General features: G+C 61.2%; 17 protein-coding genes. 5 read left to right on the top strand and 12 right to left on the bottom strand.

The window, feature by feature from the left end:
* Positions 1–54: 54 nt before the first annotated feature.
* From AB4P94_RS05220 to AB4P94_RS05185, 8 genes are all read right to left on the bottom strand, one after another.
* Positions 55–1,407: an LLM class flavin-dependent oxidoreductase gene (locus tag AB4P94_RS05220; RefSeq protein WP_395609679.1), complete on the bottom strand. Its 1,353-nt coding sequence runs from the start codon at positions 1,405–1,407 to the stop codon at positions 55–57.
* Entirely contained in the window at positions 1,407–2,600 is a 1,194-nt protein-coding gene (locus AB4P94_RS05215) for an SfnB family sulfur acquisition oxidoreductase (RefSeq protein WP_395609678.1), read from the bottom strand. Before AB4P94_RS05215 ends, AB4P94_RS05220 begins: the two co-directional genes overlap by 1 nt.
* Positions 2,601–2,626: 26 nt before the next feature.
* Positions 2,627–3,868, bottom strand: coding sequence for an SfnB family sulfur acquisition oxidoreductase (locus AB4P94_RS05210; RefSeq protein WP_395609677.1), 1,242 nt, complete (start codon positions 3,866–3,868; stop codon positions 2,627–2,629).
* A 187-nt stretch (positions 3,869–4,055) separates the two neighbouring features.
* Positions 4,056–4,826 carry a hypothetical protein gene (locus AB4P94_RS05205; RefSeq protein ID WP_395609676.1) on the bottom strand — a complete coding sequence of 257 codons (771 nt, stop codon included), beginning with the start codon at positions 4,824–4,826 and terminating at the stop codon, positions 4,056–4,058.
* 380 nt (positions 4,827–5,206) lie between these two features.
* Positions 5,207–5,953: an L-cystine ABC transporter ATP-binding protein TcyN gene (tcyN, locus tag AB4P94_RS05200; protein ID WP_395609675.1), complete on the bottom strand. Its 747-nt coding sequence runs from the start codon at positions 5,951–5,953 to the stop codon at positions 5,207–5,209.
* A 3-nt stretch (positions 5,954–5,956) separates the two neighbouring features.
* A complete protein-coding gene (gene tcyL / locus AB4P94_RS05195) occupies positions 5,957–6,622 on the bottom strand; it encodes a cystine ABC transporter permease (RefSeq protein ID WP_016972173.1) in 666 nt (221 codons plus the stop codon).
* Complete coding sequence (gene tcyJ / locus AB4P94_RS05190; protein WP_395609674.1) at positions 6,622–7,416, bottom strand: cystine ABC transporter substrate-binding protein; 795 nt, start codon at positions 7,414–7,416, stop codon at positions 6,622–6,624. The genes tcyL and tcyJ overlap by 1 nt, the downstream gene beginning before the upstream one ends.
* Before the next feature lie 275 nt (positions 7,417–7,691).
* Complete coding sequence (locus AB4P94_RS05185; protein ID WP_395609673.1) at positions 7,692–8,690, bottom strand: D-cysteine desulfhydrase; 999 nt, start codon at positions 8,688–8,690, stop codon at positions 7,692–7,694.
* Positions 8,691–8,856: 166 nt separating this feature from the next.
* On the opposite strand from AB4P94_RS05185, the gene epsC reads away from it, so the two are divergent.
* Together epsC and betT are read left to right on the top strand one after the other, a co-directional pair.
* Entirely contained in the window at positions 8,857–9,783 is a 927-nt protein-coding gene (gene epsC, locus AB4P94_RS05180; RefSeq protein ID WP_395609672.1) for a serine O-acetyltransferase EpsC, read from the top strand.
* 392 nt (positions 9,784–10,175) lie between these two features.
* A complete protein-coding gene (betT, locus tag AB4P94_RS05175; RefSeq protein ID WP_395611299.1) occupies positions 10,176–12,137 on the top strand; it encodes a choline transporter BetT in 1,962 nt (653 codons plus the stop codon).
* 3 nt (positions 12,138–12,140) lie between these two features.
* Here the strand turns inward: betT and AB4P94_RS05170 are convergent, their stop codons facing one another.
* From AB4P94_RS05170 to AB4P94_RS05160, 3 genes are all read right to left on the bottom strand, one after another.
* The gene (locus tag AB4P94_RS05170; protein WP_395609671.1) at positions 12,141–12,389 is read right to left on the bottom strand and encodes a hypothetical protein; all 249 of its coding nucleotides are present in this window, start codon (positions 12,387–12,389) and stop codon (positions 12,141–12,143) included.
* A gap of 117 nt (positions 12,390–12,506) precedes the next feature.
* Positions 12,507–13,409 (bottom strand): SDR family oxidoreductase, encoded by a 903-nt coding sequence (locus AB4P94_RS05165; RefSeq protein ID WP_395609670.1) that lies wholly within the window; start codon positions 13,407–13,409, stop codon positions 12,507–12,509.
* A gap of 20 nt (positions 13,410–13,429) precedes the next feature.
* Complete coding sequence (locus AB4P94_RS05160; RefSeq protein WP_395609669.1) at positions 13,430–14,161, bottom strand: SDR family oxidoreductase; 732 nt, start codon at positions 14,159–14,161, stop codon at positions 13,430–13,432.
* Between the two features lie 119 nt (positions 14,162–14,280).
* Here AB4P94_RS05160 and AB4P94_RS05155 point away from each other — a divergent pair, with 119 nt between their 5' ends.
* The 3 genes from AB4P94_RS05155 (at position 14,281) to mgrA (ending at position 17,808) form a co-directional block, all read left to right on the top strand.
* Positions 14,281–15,171, top strand: coding sequence for a LysR family transcriptional regulator (locus AB4P94_RS05155; protein WP_395609668.1), 891 nt, complete (start codon positions 14,281–14,283; stop codon positions 15,169–15,171).
* A 161-nt stretch (positions 15,172–15,332) separates the two neighbouring features.
* The gene (locus AB4P94_RS05150; RefSeq protein WP_395611298.1) at positions 15,333–16,661 is read left to right on the top strand and encodes an OprD family outer membrane porin; all 1,329 of its coding nucleotides are present in this window, start codon (positions 15,333–15,335) and stop codon (positions 16,659–16,661) included.
* A 109-nt stretch (positions 16,662–16,770) separates the two neighbouring features.
* Complete coding sequence (gene mgrA, locus AB4P94_RS05145; RefSeq protein ID WP_176997361.1) at positions 16,771–17,808, top strand: L-glyceraldehyde 3-phosphate reductase; 1,038 nt, start codon at positions 16,771–16,773, stop codon at positions 17,806–17,808.
* Between the two features lie 276 nt (positions 17,809–18,084).
* Here mgrA and tauD read toward each other — a convergent pair whose 3' ends face one another.
* The gene (tauD, locus tag AB4P94_RS05140; protein WP_395609667.1) at positions 18,085–18,921 is read right to left on the bottom strand and encodes a taurine dioxygenase; all 837 of its coding nucleotides are present in this window, start codon (positions 18,919–18,921) and stop codon (positions 18,085–18,087) included.
* Positions 18,922–18,929 lie beyond the last annotated feature (8 nt).

Raw genomic sequence — 18,929 nt, 5'->3', positions numbered from 1 at the left:
GAATGTGCCGACTGACACACCGCATTCGCGAGCAAGCCCGCTCCCACATTTTGTTCAGTGGCGATATTGGGAACCGGTGTGTTGTTCGGGAAGGCGAGCGCCAGCGTGGAAGACTTTTTCTCTCAGCGTTCCCTGCTCATAAGCGGTCTTGTACGACCCCCGCTTCTGCAACTCCGGCACCACCAGATCAATAAAATCCACATAGCTTTCCGGCGTCACAATGCGCGTCAGGTTGAAGCCATCCAGCCCCGTTTCGCTGATCCAGGATTCCAGCTCATCCGCCACCTGCCCGGGCGAGCCGACCAGGGTGATATAGCGGCCCCCCAGCGCGTGCTGTTCAAGCAATTTGCGCCGGGTCCAGTCGTTGTTCTGCAGGTTCTTGGTTGCCGACTGAATGGCATTGCTCTTCACGTACTGGATCGGTTCGTCCAGTTCGTACTGGGCAAAATCAATCGCCGTGGACGCTGAAAAATGCGCCACACCCGCCTCCGGGCTGGCGTAGCTCAGGTACTCGGCGTGCTTGGCCCAGGCCAGCTCTTCAGTGGCGCCGACGATCACATTGAGGCCCATGAACACCTTGATGTCCTGCGGGTTGCGCCCGGCTGCCACGGCGCTGGCGCGCACCTTGTCCACCTGGATTTTGGTCGCCGCCTTGTTCTGCCCGCTGATGAATACGCACTCGGCATGCCGCCCGGCGAACAGCAAACCCCGGTCCGAACTGCCGGCCTGGAACAGCACCGGTGTACGTTGTGGTGACGGCTCGCACAGGTGATAACCCGCCACCTGATAGAACTCGCCGCTGTGCTCGACCTTGTGCACTTTGCCCGGCTGCGCATACACCCGCGCTTGCGGGTCATTGAGCACCGCGTCGTCTTCCCAACTGCCTTCCCAGAGTTTGTACAGCACCTCCAGGTACTCGTCGGCCTGGTCGTAGCGGCGGTCATGCTCGACCTGTTCGGTCAGGCCCATGGCCTTGGCAGCGCTGTCGAGGTAGCCGGTGACGATGTTCCAGCCCACTCGGCCACGGCTCAGGTGGTCGAGGGTGGACATGCGCCGGGCGAACAGATACGGCGGCTCATAGGTGAGGTTGGCGGTGAGGCCGAAGCCGAGGTTTTTGGTCACGGCAGCCATGGCCGACACCAGCAGCAGCGGGTCGTTGACCGGCAACTGGATCGATTCTTTCAACGGCACGTCGATGGCGTTTTGATAGACGTCGTACACGCCAACAATGTCGGCGATGAACAGCCCGTCAAACAGCCCGCGTTCCAGGGTTTGCGCCAGCTCGGTCCAGTACTCGACGGTTTTGTACTGGGTCGAGTTGTCCCGTGGGTGGGTCCACAAGCCGTGGTTGATATGCCCGATGCAGTTCATGTTGAAGGCATTGAGCAGGATCTTTTTCTTGGCCATCAGATAGTCCCCCGCAGTGGCGGGTTTTCATCATTGAGGTAGTAATTGCCCACGGCGTGGTACTTCCAGCGCACCGGGTCATGCAGCGTATGCACGCGGGCGTTGCGCCAGTGGCGGTCGAGGCCATGCTCGGCCAGGGTCGCCTGGCTGCCGGCCAGTTCGAACAAGGTGCTGCCGGCGGCCAAGGAAATCTCGGTGCTCAGGGCGCGCACTTCCGCGACGGCGATTGAAGCGGCAGCGACGGTTTCGGCAGTGCTGTCGGCCTGGGCGCGGTCGAGGTATTCACCCGAGCGTTCCAGCAACGCCTCGGCGGCATGCAGGCGGATGCTCAGGTGGCCGAAGCTTTTCAGGGTCAAAGGGTCTTCAGTGGCCTTGTCGTTGCCCGAATCGATCCACGGGCGGGTTTTGGTGCGCACAAAGTGCAGTGCGTCTTCAAAGGCGGCGCGGGCAATGCCGGTGTCGATGGCGGCGTGGAGAATCTGCGCCAGCGGGCCGACGGTGGTCGGGCGTTCGAAGGCGCTCTGGAACGGGATCACGTCTTGTGCGGCCACCCATACGTTGTCGAACACTACCGAACCGCTGCCGGTGGTGCGCTGGCCGAAGCCGCTCCAGTCGTCGATCACGCTCAGGCCTTCGCTGTCGCGCGGCACGAAGGCCAGTTGCTGCACGCCGTGTTCATCCACCACCGAGGTGGGGATGCGCTGCGCATAGATCGCGCCGGTGGAGTAGAACTTGCGGCCGCTGATGCGAAAACCGTCGCCGTCGCGGGTGAGGGACGTCACGCGGTCGTGGGCGGTCTTGGTGCCCAGTTCCGCCAGGGCATTGCCGAACCGCTGGCCGGCGAGGACTTCGGTGTACAGGCGTTGCTGCTGGGCCGGGCTGCCGTTCACGCGCAGCACTTCCAGCGCGTAGAAATGGTTTTGCGGGATTTGGCCCAGCGAAGCATCCGCCTGGGCGATCAACGCGATCACCTTGGCCAGGGTGACGTTGGACACGCCAGCGCCGCCGTATTCCTTCGGCACGCTGATGCCCCACAGGCCGGAGCGTGAGAACACATCCAGTTCGGGCAAGGGCAGGCGGCGCTCGCGGTCACGCTGGGCGCTGTCGCGGCGGAAGTCTTCGGCCAGGTCGCTGGCGACAATAAGGGCTTGTTCGTCGCTGGTTATGACCGCGACGTGGTGAGAAAGGGTCATGCGTATTTCTCCAGAGGTCTGGTCGGTCAAATCCAGGAATGGCGGGCCGGAAGGGTGCCGTTGAGTCGAAAGGCGCCAATGGCGTGATACTTCCAGCGCACCGGGTCATGCAGCGTATGCACGCGGGCGTTGCGCCAGTGGCGGTCGAGGTTGAATTCGGCGAGGGTGGCGCGGCTGCCGGCCAGCTCGAAGAGCTTTTCGCTGACCAGCAGCGACACTTCGGTGGTCAGCACTTTCGCCTCGGCCACGGCGATCGACGCCCGGGCAGCAGATTGCGCGGTGATCGGCGCTGCGTTGACCTGATCCAGCACCTGGCCGGCCTTGCGCAGCAGGGCTTCGGCGGCGTGCAACTCGATCTTCAACTTGCCGATATCGGCGATCACATACAGGTCATCGCTGGCGCGTTCGACCTTGGCGTCGATCCACGGGCGCGAGCGTTCACGGACGAAGGTGATGGTGTCGTCCAGCGCACCGCGAGCGATACCGGCGTCAATGGCGGCCTGGATCAGTTGCGAGACGGCGCCCTGGATATTCGGGGTTTCGCCGATGCGCCAGTTTTCGATCACCAGCTCGGCATCCACCGGCACCTGGTCCAGCAACACTGTGCCGCTGGCGGTGGTGCGTTGGCCGAAGCCCGACCAGTCATCCACGATGCGCAGGCCTTCGGTGCCACGGCGCACAAACGCCATGACTTGCTTGCCGTCATCATTCAGCGCCTTTACCGCCACCCAGTGCGCAAACAGCGCGCCGGTGGAGTAGAACTTCTGGCCGCTGATCACATAGCCATCACCCTCGGCGGTGATGCGTGCTTTCAGTTCAAGGGTGTTTTTGGTGCCACGTTCCGGGCCGCCGTTGCCGATGCGCCAGCCATCGAGGACGCTCTGGAACAGCTGCTTTTTCTGGCGCTCGGTGGCCGCACCCTGCAACAGGTGCAGGATGCCGAAATGGTTTTGCGGAATTTGGCCCAGAGCCGGGTCTGCCGCGCTGATGATCGCGAACACCTCGGCCAGGGTTACAAACGAAACCTCTGGGCCGCCGAATTCGCGGGGAATGGAAATGCTGCCCAACCCGCTGCGGGTGAACTGCTCGATCTGGGCCCACGGCAGCTTGCGTTGCTGGTCGCGTTTGCCGGCTTGCAGGCGCGCAGCCTGGGCCAGTGTGTGGGCTGCGTCCAGTGCCTGGGCGTCATTGCGCAGTACGGCGGCCGGCAACAGCAGAGGGGCTACATCCAGTTCACTCTGGGGGGGTGTTAGAGCCAAGTTAGACATCAGCGCCGCTCCTTGGCTGCACGTAATGCCCTGGCGTTATGCACCGGGGTAATTCTGACCATACCGACCTCGCATTCAATGAAATAAAAACAGAAAAATCAGAGATGTCCGGTGGTCCGGTGCATATACCCTAAGCGTGTTAAATCTTTAAATAAACTAACTTATGGGAATAAGCATAGAAGGGCCTTCACCCAGGCTCACAGGGGGAGCCAAGGTGACGCGGTTGATAGATCGACAGGGCACTGGCTGGGCGGGCTGGCGCCTGGGGCGAGCAGGCGGCGATGGCCAGGGTGCGGGGCGGTGCCCAGCGTGAATTATTGCCCACGCGATCAAGAATGCAGTACGTGACCTCCAGGCGGCAGTCGTCACCGGCTTCGATAATCACCGACGATGGCACCCACACTTGAGTCGGCAAGCCTACGCTTTTGCCCTGGATTTTTGGCAGGTCAAGGCGCACGTCACCCCAGCGCAGGGTGATGGCGTCACCGATGGCCATGTTCAGGTAGGGCTCGATGGTAAGCGGAACGCCACGCCGCACTTGGCTCCTGTTGACGCCGTAGCGCCGAATGGTTTCTGGCAGGCTGACCGGGGCAAGGTTCTGGTTTTCATCAGCGTACAGATTCGAAGGCTGGCCGCCCGGGAAGTGGGTCTTCACCCGCACGGTCGTCACCGCCGAGCGCGCAGGGCCGTGGCCGATCTGCATGATTTGGTAATGAACCCGGGCCAGGCCGTCCTGCACGAAGCTCTCGGGGACTCGTAGAAGCGTAGGCATGCCGACCTTGCAGGCGGTTACCCGTCGTGCGGCAGCGAAGCAGTTGTTCCAGAACAGCTCGATCAGATCCCCCTCATCCATGCCGGTGTACGGGGCGATGTCGACCTGCAGGTGGGCGGCGGCCAGGGCGTTGATGCCGTTGCGAACGGCCTGGGGCAAAGTCGGGGCGGTGAGCATGCGCGTCATAAGTAATCTCCTTGGTGCAGCCAGCAGCAATCGTTCCGGCGCCTGTGGCGCGGGTGCGCAGGGTGCCGAAAGGAACGATTTGATGAATTGCCGGGATAGGATCCAATCCTCTGAGCGCTAGATAAGAGGGTTGGTCGTGAAGCGTCAATGGCTGCAAAGGGCTAAACGGCGGGTTCGCAGATATTCAGAAGGGGCTGACTGGCGGGGGTATTTTTAGACAAGGGCAGCGAGGTGTTTTACAGGCTGGTACGAGGTTTCTCTGTAGGACCCGAACCCGGTGGGAGCTGGCTTGCCTGCGATGCAAGCGCCTCGGTTTATCAGGCAAACCGGGGTGATGCTATCGCGGGCAAGCCCGCTCCCACACAAGGCCATTGCGCAGCTCAGTGGGCGAGAAACTTGCTCAGGAATTGCTTGGTCCGTTCTTCCTTCGGGTTGGCAAACAGCGCCTTGGCTTCGCCCTGTTCCACAATCACACCCTTGTCGAAGAAGATCACCCGGTTAGCCACATCACGGGCAAAGCTCATTTCGTGGGTGACGATGACCATGGTGCGGTTTTCTTCGGCCAGGCTGCGGATCGTCGCCAGCACTTCGCCGACCAACTCCGGGTCCAGCGCCGAGGTGGGTTCATCGAACAGAATCACTTCCGGCTCCATGGCCAATGCACGGGCAATCGCCACGCGCTGTTGCTGGCCGCCCGACAACCGCCGCGGGTAAGCCGCTTCCTTGCCCGACAGGCCCACGCGGGCCAGCAGCTTGAGGCCCAGGGCGGTGGCCGCCTCGCGTGGCATCTTCTTGACCACGATCGGGCCTTCGATGACGTTTTCCAGCGCGGTGCGGTGGGGGAACAGGTTGAAGTTCTGAAACACAAAACCCACATGCTGGCGCAGGCGCCGCACCAGGCCTTGCTGCTGGTTGAGCGGCTTGCTGCTGTCGATCTCGATGTCACCGACCTTGATGCGGCCGCTGGTGGGTTCTTCGAGGAAATTCAGGCAGCGCAGCAAGGTGGTCTTGCCGGAACCGCTGGGGCCGATGATGGCAACGACTTCGCCTTCCTTGACCTCAAGGTCGATGCCGTTGAGTACCACCTGACCCTTGAATTGTTTGGTCAGTTTTTCAACCACGATCATGCTTCAAGACTCCAGGTCATGCCGGTTGACCCGGTCTTCCAGGCGGTTTTGGAAGTGCGCCAGGATGCTCGCCAAAATCCAGTAGATCAGGGCGGCGGAGAGATACATGGTGAAGATTTCGAAGGTCCGCGCAGACACCAGCTGGGCCTGACGGAACAGCTCGGGCACCTGGATGGTGGCGGCCAGCGCCGTATCCTTGACCAGCGAAATAAAGCTGTTGCCCAGTGGCGGCAAGGCCGTGCGCATGGCCTGCGGCAGGATGGCCCGGCGCAGGGTCTGCGCGCGGGTCATGCCGATACTGGCTGCCGCTTCCCACTGGCCGCGCTCGATGGAGCTGATCGCGGCACGCAGGATTTCACAGGCGTAGGCGGCCATGTTCAGCGAAAAGCCGATCAGGGCCGCCGGAATTGGATCCAGCTCGATGCCCACTTGTGGCAAGCCGTAGTAGATCAAAAACAGCTGCACCAGCAAGGGCGTGCCGCGAAAGAACGACACGTAGACCCGGGCGGTCCAGCTCGCCAGCTTGAAGCGCGAGAGGCGCATCAAGGCCAGGCCGAAGCCCAACAGCAAGCCGAAAAACATCCCGCCGAGGCTAAGAATCACCGTGTAATACGCGCCCTTGAGCAGAAAGGGCGCGGAATCCAGCGCGAGTTGGAAACCTGCTTCCATTATTCAGTAACGTCAGCGTTGAAGTATTTCTCGGACAGCTTTTTCAAGGTGCCGTCGGCGCGCAGCTTGTCGAGGGCCTTGTTCACAGCGTCAAGCAGTTCAGGCTCGCCTTTGCGCAGCGCAATACCGGCTTCCTGACGGGAGAAGGCATCACCGGCAGCCGCGGTGTCCGGGGCTTTCTTGGCATATTCCAGCGCGGCCAGACGGTCGATCAGGATGGCGTCGATACGGCCGATGCGCAGGTCCTGGAACTTGGTCGGGTCATCGTTGTAGGTCTTGATGATCGCTTTAGGCTGGTTGTCTTTGAGCCATTGTTCGTAGTTGGTGCCCAGGCCTACGCCGACTTTCTTGCCGGCCAGGTCGTTGGCCGTCTTGATGCTGTCGACGTTCTTCTTCAACACCAGCGCCTGGATACCGGAAACGGTGTACGGCGTGGAGAAGTCATACTTCTTTTTGCGTTCTTCGGAGATGGTGACCTGGTTGACCACCGCGTCCAGACGCTTGGACTCCAGGGCCGCGAGGATGCCATCCCATGGGGTCGCTTGCAGCTTGACCTTCACGCCCAGCTCTTTGGCCAGCGCTTCGGACAGCTCCACTTCGAAACCACTGAGCTTGCCGCTTTCATCGACGAAGCTGAACGGCGGGTAGGTGCCTTCCAGGCCGATTTTGATTTCGCCGGCCTTTTTGATGTTGCCCAACTGCTCGCCGGCGATTGCCTGGCCCATCAGGCTCGCGCCGAGCGCCAAGCCCAAAGTGCCAACCAACAACGTGCGACGGAATACAGAAATAGTCATGAAGAGCCCCTGTGTTTTTTATGTTGAGCGAAGCAGGTGACGCAGTAGTCGTATCCTGCCTTAAAGCGCGTAGCGCGTCTTCGCCTACGGCGCGACTATAAAGCCAGTTTTTAAGACTTGAAAATAATATAAAATTAATTTGATATTCGATTTAAGAATATGCAATTCATTTCATGTGGGAGCTGGCTTGCCTGCGATGGCGGTGTATCAGCTAACAGATGTGTTGCTGACCCACCGCTATCGCAGGCAAGCCAGCTCCCACATTGGGTCCGTGTTCAGCCCGTTAGAACAGCGTCGTAAGCAAACAACGCCGGCGCGCCACCGGTGTGCAGGAAAATGATTGGCCCATCTTCAAACCGCTGGCGCCCAATGCCATCCAGCAAGCCGGCCATGGCCTTGCCAGTGTAGACCGGGTCCAGCAGCAACCCTTCCTGGCTGGCCAGCAGCTTGACCGCAGCCAGGGTGCCGGCGTTCGGTTCGCCGTAGCGTGGGCCGAAATACTCGTCCCACAGAATGACTTTGAAGGCTTCGGGAATATCCACGCCCAGCAACTCGGCGGTGCGCTCGGCCAGACCTTGCACTTTCGGACGCTGGGCTTCGTCGGTGCGCGACACGGTCACGCCGATCACCGGCAAGTTTGGCAGCACTTCACTCAGGGCCAACGCCAGGCCGCTGTGCGTCCCGGCACTGCCGGAGGCCAGCACCACGGCGGCAAATTGGATGCCGCTGTCTTGAATTTGCCCGGCAAGCTCCAGCCCGGCGCGCACGTAACCCAGGGCGCCGAGCGCGTTCGAGCCACCAATCGGCACCAGGTACGGTTTTTTGCCGTTGCTGCGCAGGCGGTCTGCGAGGGCGTTGAGCTGGGCGTCGACATTGTCGAGGTTCTCGACCAATTCCACCTTGGCGTCGAACAGGTCCAGCAACAGGCGGTTGCCGTTGCCGAGGTAATTCGGGTCTTCAGTACCCGTAGGGTTTTCCAGCAGTGCGACGCAGCCCAGGCCCAGCTTGGCGGCCAGCGCGGCGGTCTGGCGAACGTGGTTGGACTGGATCGCACCCGCCGTCACCAGCGTATCGGCGCCTTGGGCGATGGCGTCGGCCGCAAGGTATTCGAGTTTGCGCAGCTTGTTGCCACCCATGGCCAGTGGCGTGGTGTCGTCGCGTTTGACGTAGACGTCCCGGCCCAGCCAGGCCGACAGCCGCTCGAGTTTTTCCAGGGCGGTGGCGCCGCCCAGCAGTTCCAGGCGGTTAAAACGGTCGAGCTGTCTTTTGATCATGACGACGCACAGTGGCTAAGTGATGGGGCGACTATAGGCAGGCACTTTTCATCGGGCAACCTGCAATCGCTTATGACGGAAAGTTCTTGGCATCACACCATTGGTTCTTAAGGGCGATCAGGGTGCATACCGTAAAGTGACGGCCATTACGTCAGGAGTGAATACCGTGAGTGAGCGTTCCAGTCATTGGCAATTGCAGACCATCGTCAGCCAGCTGCGCAGCGCCCGGGACCAGTGGCGCACGCGCAATGGCCGCCTGAGTGGCGAGCACGGCGGTCGCGAGCTGCCGTCCCGCGAGGCCGTGGCACAGATTCTTGAAGCGCTGTGCGGCGCGCTGTTTCCGATGCGCCTGGGGCCGGTGGACCTGCGTGAAGAAAGTGAAGATTTCTATGTTGGCCACACCCTTGATGTCGCCTTGAATGCCTTGCTCGGCCAGGCTCGCCTGGAGCTGCGTTACGCCGCTCGCCAGGGCGCCAAGGATGACAGTGAAGTCGACGCGCTCGCCATTCGCCTGATCCAGGACTTTGCCCTGGCGTTGCCGTCCTTGCGCAGCTTGCTGGACACCGACGTGCTGGCCGCTTACCACGGTGACCCGGCGGCGCGCAGCGTGGATGAAGTGCTGCTGTGCTACCCGGGGATTCTGGCGGTGATTCACCATCGCCTGGCCCATCACCTGTACCGCGCCGGGTTGCCGTTGCTGGCGCGGATCAGCGCAGAAATTGCTCACTCGGCCACCGGTATCGATATCCACCCGGGCGCGCAGATCGGCCCGAGTTTCTTTATCGACCACGGGACCGGTGTGGTGATTGGCGAAACGGCGATCATCGGCGAGCGCGTGCGCATCTATCAGGCGGTGACCCTGGGCGCCAAGCGTTTCCCGGCGGATGAAGACGGGCAGTTGCAGAAGGGCCACCCACGCCACCCGATTGTCGAGGACGATGTGGTGATCTACGCCGGGGCGACCATTTTGGGGCGCATCACCATTGGCAAAGGCTCGACCATCGGCGGCAACGTGTGGCTGACCCGCAGCGTGCCGGCGGGGGCGAATATCACCCAGGCGAACTTGCAGCATGAGGATGGTGCGCAAAAGTAAGCCACACCCCCGTCCCTGTGGGAGCTGGCTTGCCTGCGATAGCGGTATATCAGCCACCAGCTGTGTTGCTGACCCACCGCCATCGCAGGCAAGCCAGCTCCCACATTTATCTGCATTTCAATTTCAAGTTGCTGAACGATTTGCCATCCCCGCCCGTCATACCTTTCCTTGAGCTAGTGTAGGAATTACCTACCACTCAGCCCTGCAATTAGTCCCAGACCGCCTATCCATGTTTAACTTGAATGCTCGTTCAAGTTAAACCCGGTGGTTCGCTGCCCGCTCACAACAGGAGGCTTACCTTTGCTGAGTCCGTTATTTACAGCCACATCCCACACCCTCGGGGTGCATCGTTCATGAGTGCATCGTCCACCCCTGCCAGCGGCCAAGTGCGCATGAATGCGCCGGTTTTCTACTTCGCCGCCACCTTCATCCTGCTGTTCGGCATCACGGTCATCGCTATCCCGGAACAGGCCGGTGCCTGGCTCCTGGCGGCGCAAAATTGGGCGGCCAATACGGTCGGCTGGTACTACATGCTGGCGATGACGCTGTATCTGGTCTTCGTGGTGGTCACCGCGCTATCGGGCTACGGCAAGATAAAACTCGGTGCCGACCACGACGAGCCCGAATTCAGTTACCTGTCCTGGGCCGGCATGCTGTTCGCCGCCGGGATCAGCATCACGCTGTTCTTCTTCTGCGTCTCCGAGCCGCTGACGCACCTGGTGCAACCGCCGCAAGGCGCGCCAATGAACGCCGACGCCGCGCGCCAGGCCATGCAGATCCTGTTTCTGCACTGGGGCCTGCACGGCTGGGGCGTGTTCGCCTTTGTCGGCATGGCCCTGGCGTACTTCGCCTACCGGCATAACCTGCCGCTGGCGCTGCGTTCAGCGCTGTACCCGCTGATCGGCAAGCGCATCAATGGGCCGATTGGCTACGCGGTGGACGGCTTCGGCATCATCGCCACGGTCTTTGGCCTTGGTGCCGACATGGGCTTTGGTGTGTTGCACCTCAACTCCGGGCTGGATTATTTGTTCGGCATCGCCCACACCCAATGGATTCAGGTCGGCCTGATCACCTTGATGATGGGCGCCGCGATCCTGGTCGCCGTGGCCGGCGTCGACAAGGGTGTGCGGGTGATGTCGGACATCAACATGCTGCTGGCATGTGCGCTGCTGCTGTTTGTGTTGTTCGCCGGGCCCACCCAGCATTTGCTCAACACCTTGATCCAGAACATCGGCGACTACCTTGGCGCCTTGCCGACCAAGAGTTTCGACGTCTACGCCTACGACAAACCCAGCGACTGGCTGGGCGGCTGGACGGTGTTCTACTGGGCCTGGTGGATTGCATGGTCGCCGTTTGTGGGCCTGTTCATCGCGCGCATTTCCCGTGGCCGTACCATCCGCGAATTCGTGTTCGGCGTGCTGCTGATCCCGCTGGGGTTCACCCTGGCGTGGATGTCGATCTTCGGCAACAGCGCCATCGACCAAGTGCTCAACCACGGTTTGACCGCGCTCGGCCAGTCGGCCATCGATGATCCGTCGATGAGCCTCTACCTGCTGCTGGAAACCTACCCGTGGAGCAAAACGGTGATCGCGGTCACGGTGTTTATCAGCTTCGTGTTCTTCGTCACCTCGGCCGACTCCGGCACCGTCGTGCTCTCGACCCTGTCGTCCAAAGGCGGCAACGCCGATGAGGACGGCCCGAAATGGCTGCGCGTGTTCTGGGGCGCGATGACCGCGCTGGTCACCAGCGCGTTGCTGTTTGCCGGCAGTATCGACTCGCTCAAATCAGCCGTGGTGCTGACCTCGCTGCCGTTCTCGATGATCCTGCTGTTGATGATGTGGGGCCTGCACAAGGCGTTCTACCTGGAGTCCCAGAAACAGATCGCCCAGTTGCATTCCCTGGCGCCTATCTCCACGGCGCGCAAGGGCCGGGGCGGCTGGCGACAGCGCTTGAGCCAGGCCGTGCATTTCCCTTCGCGGGACGAGGTGTACCGTTTCCTCGACACCACGGTGCGCCCGGCAATCGAAGAAGTGACCGCCGTGTTTGTCGAGAAAGGCCTGAATGTTGTCACCCAGCCTGACCCGGCCAACGACAGCGTCAGCCTGGAAATCGGCCATGGCGAGGAACATCCGTTCGTTTACCAAGTGCAGATGCGTGGCTACTTCACGCCGTCTTTCGCCCGTGGCGGCATGGGTTCCAAGGAGCTCAACAACCGTCGCTATTATCGCGCTGAAGTGCACTTGAGCGAGGGCAGTCAGGACTACGATTTGGTCGGTTACACCAAAGAGCAGATCATCAACGACATCCTCGACCAGTACGAACGGCACTTGCAGTTCCTGCACCTGGTGCGCTGAGGTTCAGGCCCTGAGGTACAGGGCCAGTGCCACCAACGGCGCGCCGAACACCCCACTGCCGATCACCAGCTCCGACACCAGGGGCTGGCCGGCGGTGATGACGCCGATAGCGCCGTTGGCCACTGCAGCGATCAGCCAGATGCCGACAAAACTGTAGGCCAGCACCGTGCGGCTGATGCCGAGTTTTTGCCCGATGAAGAGCGTCAGTGCTAGCAGAATCAAGCCGCAGCTGATGACGATAAAGGTGTGCATTACGGTGATCTCCTGTGGGAGCGGGCTTGCTCGCGAAAGCGGAGTGTCAGCCACTGAATATGTTTCTGATGAACCGCTTTCGCGAGCAAGCCCGCTCCCACATGAGGCACTGCATTCCTACTGAAGAGGTGTAGTGGGTTTGAGCAAGTCCTGCAAACCGACTTTCCAAAACAACTCCGCCCGCACCCGATCGGCCACGCCATTGACGATTTCACAGCCATCCTCGGACGGGTCGATATGCCGACGGAACGGGCGTGTGCCGAACGGTAAATCAACAATCTCGACGATGGCTTTGGCCACCTCGCCCACATCCGCGTCCGCAGGCTCCAGCGCCGCCAAACCGTGCAACGCGGCATCCGCCACACCGGCATAAGGGCCATCGTTGTACAGCGCAACGCGCGCCAGATCCGCCGGTTTACCTGAGTGCGCAAAGTGGTTGGTGCCCTTGGTAAATGCCCCCGGCACGATGATCGAGGTTTCGATGCCCCAGCGCGTCAGCTCGCTGGCATAGGACACCGCCAGTGAGTCCATCGCCGCCTTCGCCGCAAAATACGGCGCCAGAAACGGCGGGGTACCGCCCCGTGCGCTGCTGGACGACACCCACACCACCAAGCCTTTGCCTTGCTTGCGCAAGTACGGCAGCGCCGCGCGGTTGACCCGCTGGGTGCTCAGCACGTTGATGTCGTACAGCTGCGCAAACTGCTCCGGCGTGAAGGCTTCGGCAGGGCCGAACGACATATGCCCGGCGTTGTGGATGATCACATCCAGGCGCCCGCAGTCGGCGACGATCTTGGCGACGCCAGCCTCTACCGAATCGCTGGAGGCCACGTCCAGTTCGACGCTGCGCAAATCCACGCTGTGTTGGTCGGCATAGCGCTGCACCTCGGCCACCTGCGCTGCGTTGCGCCCCAGGGTTTCGCGCATGCTCGCGTAGACCGTGTGGCCGGCGTCGGCCAGCGCGCGGGCGGTGAGGGCGCCAAAACCACTGGAGGCGCCGGTAATCAGGATGATCGATTTCATGCTGTTCTCCTCGAGTGGATTCAGACCAGCCCGCCATTGGCGCGCAGGATTTGGCCGTTGACCCAGGCACCCGCCGGGCTCACCAGAAACGACACCACGCGGGCGATATCTTCCGGTTGGCCAAGGCGTTCCAGCGGCGCCATCTTGGCCAGGCCCTGGATCTGCTCTTCGCTCTTGCCGTGCAGGAACAGCTCGGTGGCCACCGGGCCGGGGGCGACGGCATTCACGGTAATACCGCGGCCGCGCATCTCCTTGGCAAACACTTGGGTCAGGGATTCCACCGCTGCCTTGCTGGCGATGTACACCGCGTAGCCGGGGAAGTTGAGGCCCACGGTGCTGCTGGAAAAGTTGACGATGCGCCCGCCGTCATTCAGGCGCGTGGCTGCTTCGCGCAAGGCGTTGAAGGTGCCACGGGTGTGGATGTCGAAATTCTGGTTGTAGAGCTCGTCGCTGTGCTGGGCCAGGGGCAGTGCCTTGAGGATGCCGGCGTTGTTGATCAGCACATCGACCTTGCCCAACTGCGCTTCGGTTTCGTCGAACAGGCGCTTGATGTCGGCGGGCTTTGACACGTCGCCTTGAATCGCTATGGCTCTGTGGCCGGCCTGGCGCAGTTCCACCACCAGCTTCGACGCCTCAGTGGCGCTGCTGGCGTAGTTGATGGCCACGGCATACCCGTCGGCGGCGAGTTGTTGGGCGACAACAGCGCCGATACCACGGGAAGCGCCGGTGATGATTGCTACTTGAGTTGTCATGGTGTGAATGCCTTGAAGTGGGTGTGAGCGCAGATTCACATGTTTACCCTGGGCGATAAATGCGCCAGAGTTGCCTTGACTGTTCAATAATCGCCAACAATCAACCCGAGGATTCCCGTGTGGATCAAGTCAAAGCGATGAAGGTGTTCGTGCGCATATACGAGCGCTCAAGCTTCACGCTGGCGGCCGAAGATTTGAACCTGCCGCGCGCCACGCTGACTCACACCCTCAATCAATTCGAAGCCTGGCTCGGCACCCGCCTGCTGGAACGCAGCACCCGCCGCGTGCGCCCGACCCTCGACGGCGAGGCGTATTACCTGCGTTGCGTACAACTGCTGGCCGAACTGGAAGAGGCTGAATTGGCGTTTCGCAGCGTGGCGCCCAAGGGCCGTTTGCGCGTGGATTTGCACGGCACCCTGGCCAAGTATTTTGTGGTCCCGGCGCTGCCGCAATTCATGGCGCGTTACCCCGAAATCGAACTGTCGATCAGTGAGGCGGACCGCTTTGTCGACCTGATCGCCGAAGGGGTGGACTGCGTGCTGCGCGCCGGCACTTTGGGTGACTCGGCGCTGATCGGCCGGCGCGTGGCGACCTTGCGCCAGGTGACCTGCGCGAGCCCCGCCTACCTGCGTAAATACGGCGAGCCGAAGAATCTGGCGGACCTCAACCGGCACCGTGCGGTGAACTACGTTTCACGCACCACGGCCAAGTTGTTCCCGTTCGAATTCATGGTCGGTGGCGAACTTGAAGAGGTGGAAATCGAGAGCGCGCTTTCGGTGTTCGGCGCGGAAATTTACTCCGCCAGTGCGGTGGCCGGTTTGGGCATTATCCAGTGCCCGCATTACCGCATGGCCGAGCTGATCGAGCAGGGTGTGATGCGTGAAATCCTGGCCGAAACACCGCCGCCGTTGATGCCGGTTTCGGTGTTGTATCCGCATAACCGACACATGTCGCCGAGGGTGCGAGTGTTCGTCGATTGGCTGGCCGAAATCTTCGAAAATGCCCGCTAACCCGCGTCGTTAAAGGGTTGCTTAAATTTAATTTCATTCGTGAACTAACCGTTTTGACTCCGAACTGTCATCTGGCCACTGCGTAATTGTGTGAAGCGTTTGACGCTTTCATTTCAGAACAGTGACGGAGATTGGTAACAATGAAGACGTTAATAAGCCCTATGGTGGGTGCCGCCATGGCGAGCTTTATGCTGTCCGCCCACGCCGACTTTATTGATGACAGCCACGCCGATGTGACCCTGCTCAACCGCTACCTCAACCAGCAGGGGCGTGATGTGGTGGGCAGCAACGCGAAGGCGCACAGCGTGCGTGATTGGGGCCAGGGTTTCGAGTTCAACTTCAAGTCCGGCTACACCGAGGGGCCGGTGGGTTTTGGTCTCGATTTGCAGGCGTTCTACGGCCTGAAACTCGACTCCGGCGGCGACCTCAACGACAAGGATCACCAGGGCCGCTACCCCGGCAGCATGTTCCCGCTGGACAACGGCAAATCCGCCGACCAGTTCGGTGTGCTGAGCCCGACGTTCAAGATGCGTTTTGCCAAGGATGAGCTGCGCGTCGGTACGTTGTTCGGCAACAACCCGGTGCTGGCCAACACTGACGGGCGCCTGTACCAGCAGACCAACACCGGTGTGCAGTTGGTGTCCAAAGACCTCACGGATTTCACCTTCACCGGCGGCGATATCTTCAAAACCAAGATTCGTAACGAGACCGGCGACCAGGGCATGATCACCGCCGGCGGCACCAAAGAAAGCGACCGCTTCCTGTTCGGTGGCGCGGATTACACCGGGATTCAGAACACCACCGTCAGCCTGTGGTATTCCAACCTTGAGGATTACTACCAACAGTTCTTCCTCGGTGCCAAGCGGCATGACGCCTTGTCGGTCGGTGCAATCGACACCGACATCCGCGTATTCCGCAGCCTGGGTGTGGGCGAAAACGCCGACGGCGACAAAGATTTTGCCGGTGCCGGCCTCTACGGTGACGGCACCTCCAAAGGCCGCATCAACCAAACCACCGCGAGCCTGCTTGAGAGCTACAGCCTGGACGGCCACACCGTTGGTCTGGGCATCCAGAAAAACAGCGGCGACAGCGATTTCCCGTACCTGGATTCTGGCCTGAACAGCGGCGACAACCGCCAGGGCCCGGGCTCGGGCGCCGACACCCCGGCGCTGACCAACATGCAGTTGAATAAATTTCAACACGCCGGTGAGCGCACTTGGCTTGCACAGTACAAGTATGACTTCGGTAAGCTGGGCCTTACGGGCCTGTCGTTCTCGGCGGCCTATGCCCACGGTGATGACATCCGTACCGTGCAAGGCACCACCAGTGAGTGGGAACGCAACATTGCCGTGGCTTATCAGGTACCGACCGGCACCCTCAAAGGCCTGGGCGTGACCTGGAAAAATGCCCACGCCAGCCCGGATATCACCGGCGCAACCGTGCAGGATGAAAACCGCTTCTATGTCAGCTATGTCGTTCCCCTCTGGTAGGAAATTGCTGTAGAACGGAACGGCAGACTTAAGCGATTCAGCTGCTTAAAAGGCCTGGGAATATCGTTGTTCCCGGGCCTTATTTGTCCCAAGTTCAAGAGAGGATTCGATGACTTACATTGCTGCCGAAAACCGCTATGAATCTATTCCGTATCGCCGCGTAGGCCGCAGCGGATTGGTGCTGCCGGCACTGTCCCTGGGCCTGTGGCACAACTTTGGCGACAGCACCCCCATCGACACCCAGCGCGCCCTGCTGCGCACGGCGTTCGACCTGGGGATCAACCACTTCGACCTGGCCAACAACTACGGCCCGCCTTACGGCAGCGCCGAGATCAACTTCGGCCGTTTGCTGCGCGAAGACTTCAAGCACTACCGCGACGAACTGATCATCTCCAGCAAGGCTGGCTGGGACATGTGGCCAGGCCCTTACGGCCAGGGCGGCGGTTCGCGCAAATACGTGTTGGCGAGCCTGGACCAGAGCCTGCAACGCCTGGGCGTCGACTACGTGGATATTTTCTATTCCCACCGTTTTGACGCCGACACCCCGCTGGAAGAAACCGCCAGTGCCCTCGCCACTGCCGTGCAACAGGGCAAGGCGTTGTACATCGGCATCTCATCGTATTCGGGCGTGAAAACCCGCGAAATGGCCGCCCTGCTCAAAGAGTGGAAAGTGCCGCTGCTGATCCACCAACCGGCTTACAACCTGCTGAACCGCTGGGTGGAAAAAGACCTGCTGGACACCACCGAAGAACTCGGTGCCGGGGTGATTGCATTCACACCGTTGGCGCAAGGTCTGCTGACCGACAAGTACCTCAACGGCGTGCCGGCCGATGCGCGGGTCAACCGCCCGGGTGGCGGTTCGCTGCAGGCCAAACACCTGTCCGACGCCAACATTGCCCACGTGCGTGCGCTGAATGAGATTGCCAAGCGCCGTGGTCAAAGCCTGGCGCAACTGGCCCTGGCCTGGACCCTGCGCGACCCGCGCGTGACCAGCGCACTGATCGGTGCGAGCCGGCCGGAGCAGATCATTGAAAACGTCGGTGCGTTGAAGAACCTGAGCTTCAGCGCGGAAGAACTGGCGGAGATCGACCGGTTTGCGCAGGAAGGCGGGATTAACCTGTGGGAAAAGCCATCCACCGCTGAATGACCTGACACCCATGGGTCAAATTGTGGGAGCGGGCTTGCTCGCGAAGCCGGTGTATCAGTCAAACATGTATCGACTGACACTCCGCTTTCGCGAGCAAGCCCGCTCCCACATTGGTTCTCTAGCGTTGCGAGTAAAGTTGGCACAACCCGGTCAATGTCGGAGCCGGGCTTGCCCGCGATGCAGGCACCTCGGTGTGTCTGTTAGACCGCGGTGATGCTATCGCAGGCAAGCCAGCTCCCACACAAGGCAGCTCCCTCATTGGATCTGCGCCAGGCTTTAGAACGGCACGTCACCCAAAATCGTCGCCCGGTGCATCACCCGCCGCTGCGGCCGGTAATCATCCACCGCGTAGTGCTGGGTCACGCGGTTGTCCCAGAATGCCACGTCGTTTTCCTGCCAGCGCCAGCGAATGGTGAATTCCGGGCGGGTGGCGTGGGCGAACAGCAGCTTCAGAATCGCTTCGCTTTCCGCCGGTTCCAGCTCGTTGATTTTGGTCGTGAACCCATCACTGACAAACAACGATTTGCGCCCACTCACCGGGTGCGTGCGCACCACCGGGTGCGACAGTGGCGGGTTCTTCTTGCGGGTCTCTTCCCAGCGCGCCAGGTCTTCGGCAGTGTTGCCAAAGCGCTCAAGCGGAAAGGATTTGGTGAAGTCGTGGGTGGCCGTCAAACCGTCGAGCAAGCGCTTCAACGGCTCGGACAGGGCCTCATACGCCGCAATCCCGCTGGCCCACAACGTATCACCACCAAACGCCGGCAGCAGCTTGGCGCTGAGCACTGCGCCGAGCGCCGGAGTGGGCAGAAAGGTCACGTCGGTGTGCCACACAGCGTTGTCACGCACGTCGGTCACGGCGGTGTCGAGGATCAGCACTTCGGGCTGTTCCGGCACGTTGGGGTAGATCGGGTGAATGTGCAGGTCGCCGAAGTTCGCCGCGAACCGCGCTTGTTGTTGCGGGTTGATGGCTTGGCCGCGAAAGAACAGCACCGAGTGTGCGAGCAACGCCTGTTCAATGGCGTCGTGCTCTTCAATGTTCAACGGCTGGGTGATATCGACGCCACTGATCAAGGCGCCCAGGGCGGTGCTGATGGGTGTAACGGTCAGGCTGCTCATGCGGTTCT

This window comes from Pseudomonas sp. B22129 (assembly GCF_044218875.1).
In the GTDB taxonomy this organism is placed as follows: domain Bacteria; phylum Pseudomonadota; class Gammaproteobacteria; order Pseudomonadales; family Pseudomonadaceae; genus Aquipseudomonas.
Note: the sequence above shows the minus strand (reverse complement) of the source record. Positions and strands in the feature narration are given on the sequence as shown.

Bases quoted from the DNA above. Each gene is read 5' to 3' on its own strand.
- betT (WP_395611299.1), top strand. From the start codon at position 10,176: ATGAATGCGCCGGTTTTCTACTTCGCCGCCACCTTCATCCTGCTGTTC.
- AB4P94_RS05185 (WP_395609673.1), bottom strand. From the start codon at position 8,690: ATGATCAAAAGACAGCTCGACCGTTTTAACCGCCTGGAACTGCTGGGC.
- AB4P94_RS05215 (WP_395609678.1), bottom strand. From the start codon at position 2,600: ATGACCCTTTCTCACCACGTCGCGGTCATAACCAGCGACGAACAAGCC.
- AB4P94_RS05170 (WP_395609671.1), bottom strand. From the start codon at position 12,389: ATGCACACCTTTATCGTCATCAGCTGCGGCTTGATTCTGCTAGCACTG.
- tcyL (WP_016972173.1), bottom strand. From the start codon at position 6,622: ATGGAAGCAGGTTTCCAACTCGCGCTGGATTCCGCGCCCTTTCTGCTC.
- mgrA (WP_176997361.1), top strand. From the start codon at position 16,771: ATGACTTACATTGCTGCCGAAAACCGCTATGAATCTATTCCGTATCGC.
- AB4P94_RS05150 (WP_395611298.1), top strand. From the start codon at position 15,333: ATGGTGGGTGCCGCCATGGCGAGCTTTATGCTGTCCGCCCACGCCGAC.
- AB4P94_RS05210 (WP_395609677.1), bottom strand. From the start codon at position 3,868: ATGTCTAACTTGGCTCTAACACCCCCCCAGAGTGAACTGGATGTAGCC.
- AB4P94_RS05220 (WP_395609679.1), bottom strand. From the start codon at position 1,407: ATGGCCAAGAAAAAGATCCTGCTCAATGCCTTCAACATGAACTGCATC.
- AB4P94_RS05160 (WP_395609669.1), bottom strand. From the start codon at position 14,161: ATGACAACTCAAGTAGCAATCATCACCGGCGCTTCCCGTGGTATCGGC.
- tcyJ (WP_395609674.1), bottom strand. From the start codon at position 7,416: ATGACTATTTCTGTATTCCGTCGCACGTTGTTGGTTGGCACTTTGGGC.
- tauD (WP_395609667.1), bottom strand. From the start codon at position 18,921: ATGAGCAGCCTGACCGTTACACCCATCAGCACCGCCCTGGGCGCCTTG.
- AB4P94_RS05165 (WP_395609670.1), bottom strand. From the start codon at position 13,409: ATGAAATCGATCATCCTGATTACCGGCGCCTCCAGTGGTTTTGGCGCC.
- AB4P94_RS05205 (WP_395609676.1), bottom strand. From the start codon at position 4,826: ATGACGCGCATGCTCACCGCCCCGACTTTGCCCCAGGCCGTTCGCAAC.
- tcyN (WP_395609675.1), bottom strand. From the start codon at position 5,953: ATGATCGTGGTTGAAAAACTGACCAAACAATTCAAGGGTCAGGTGGTA.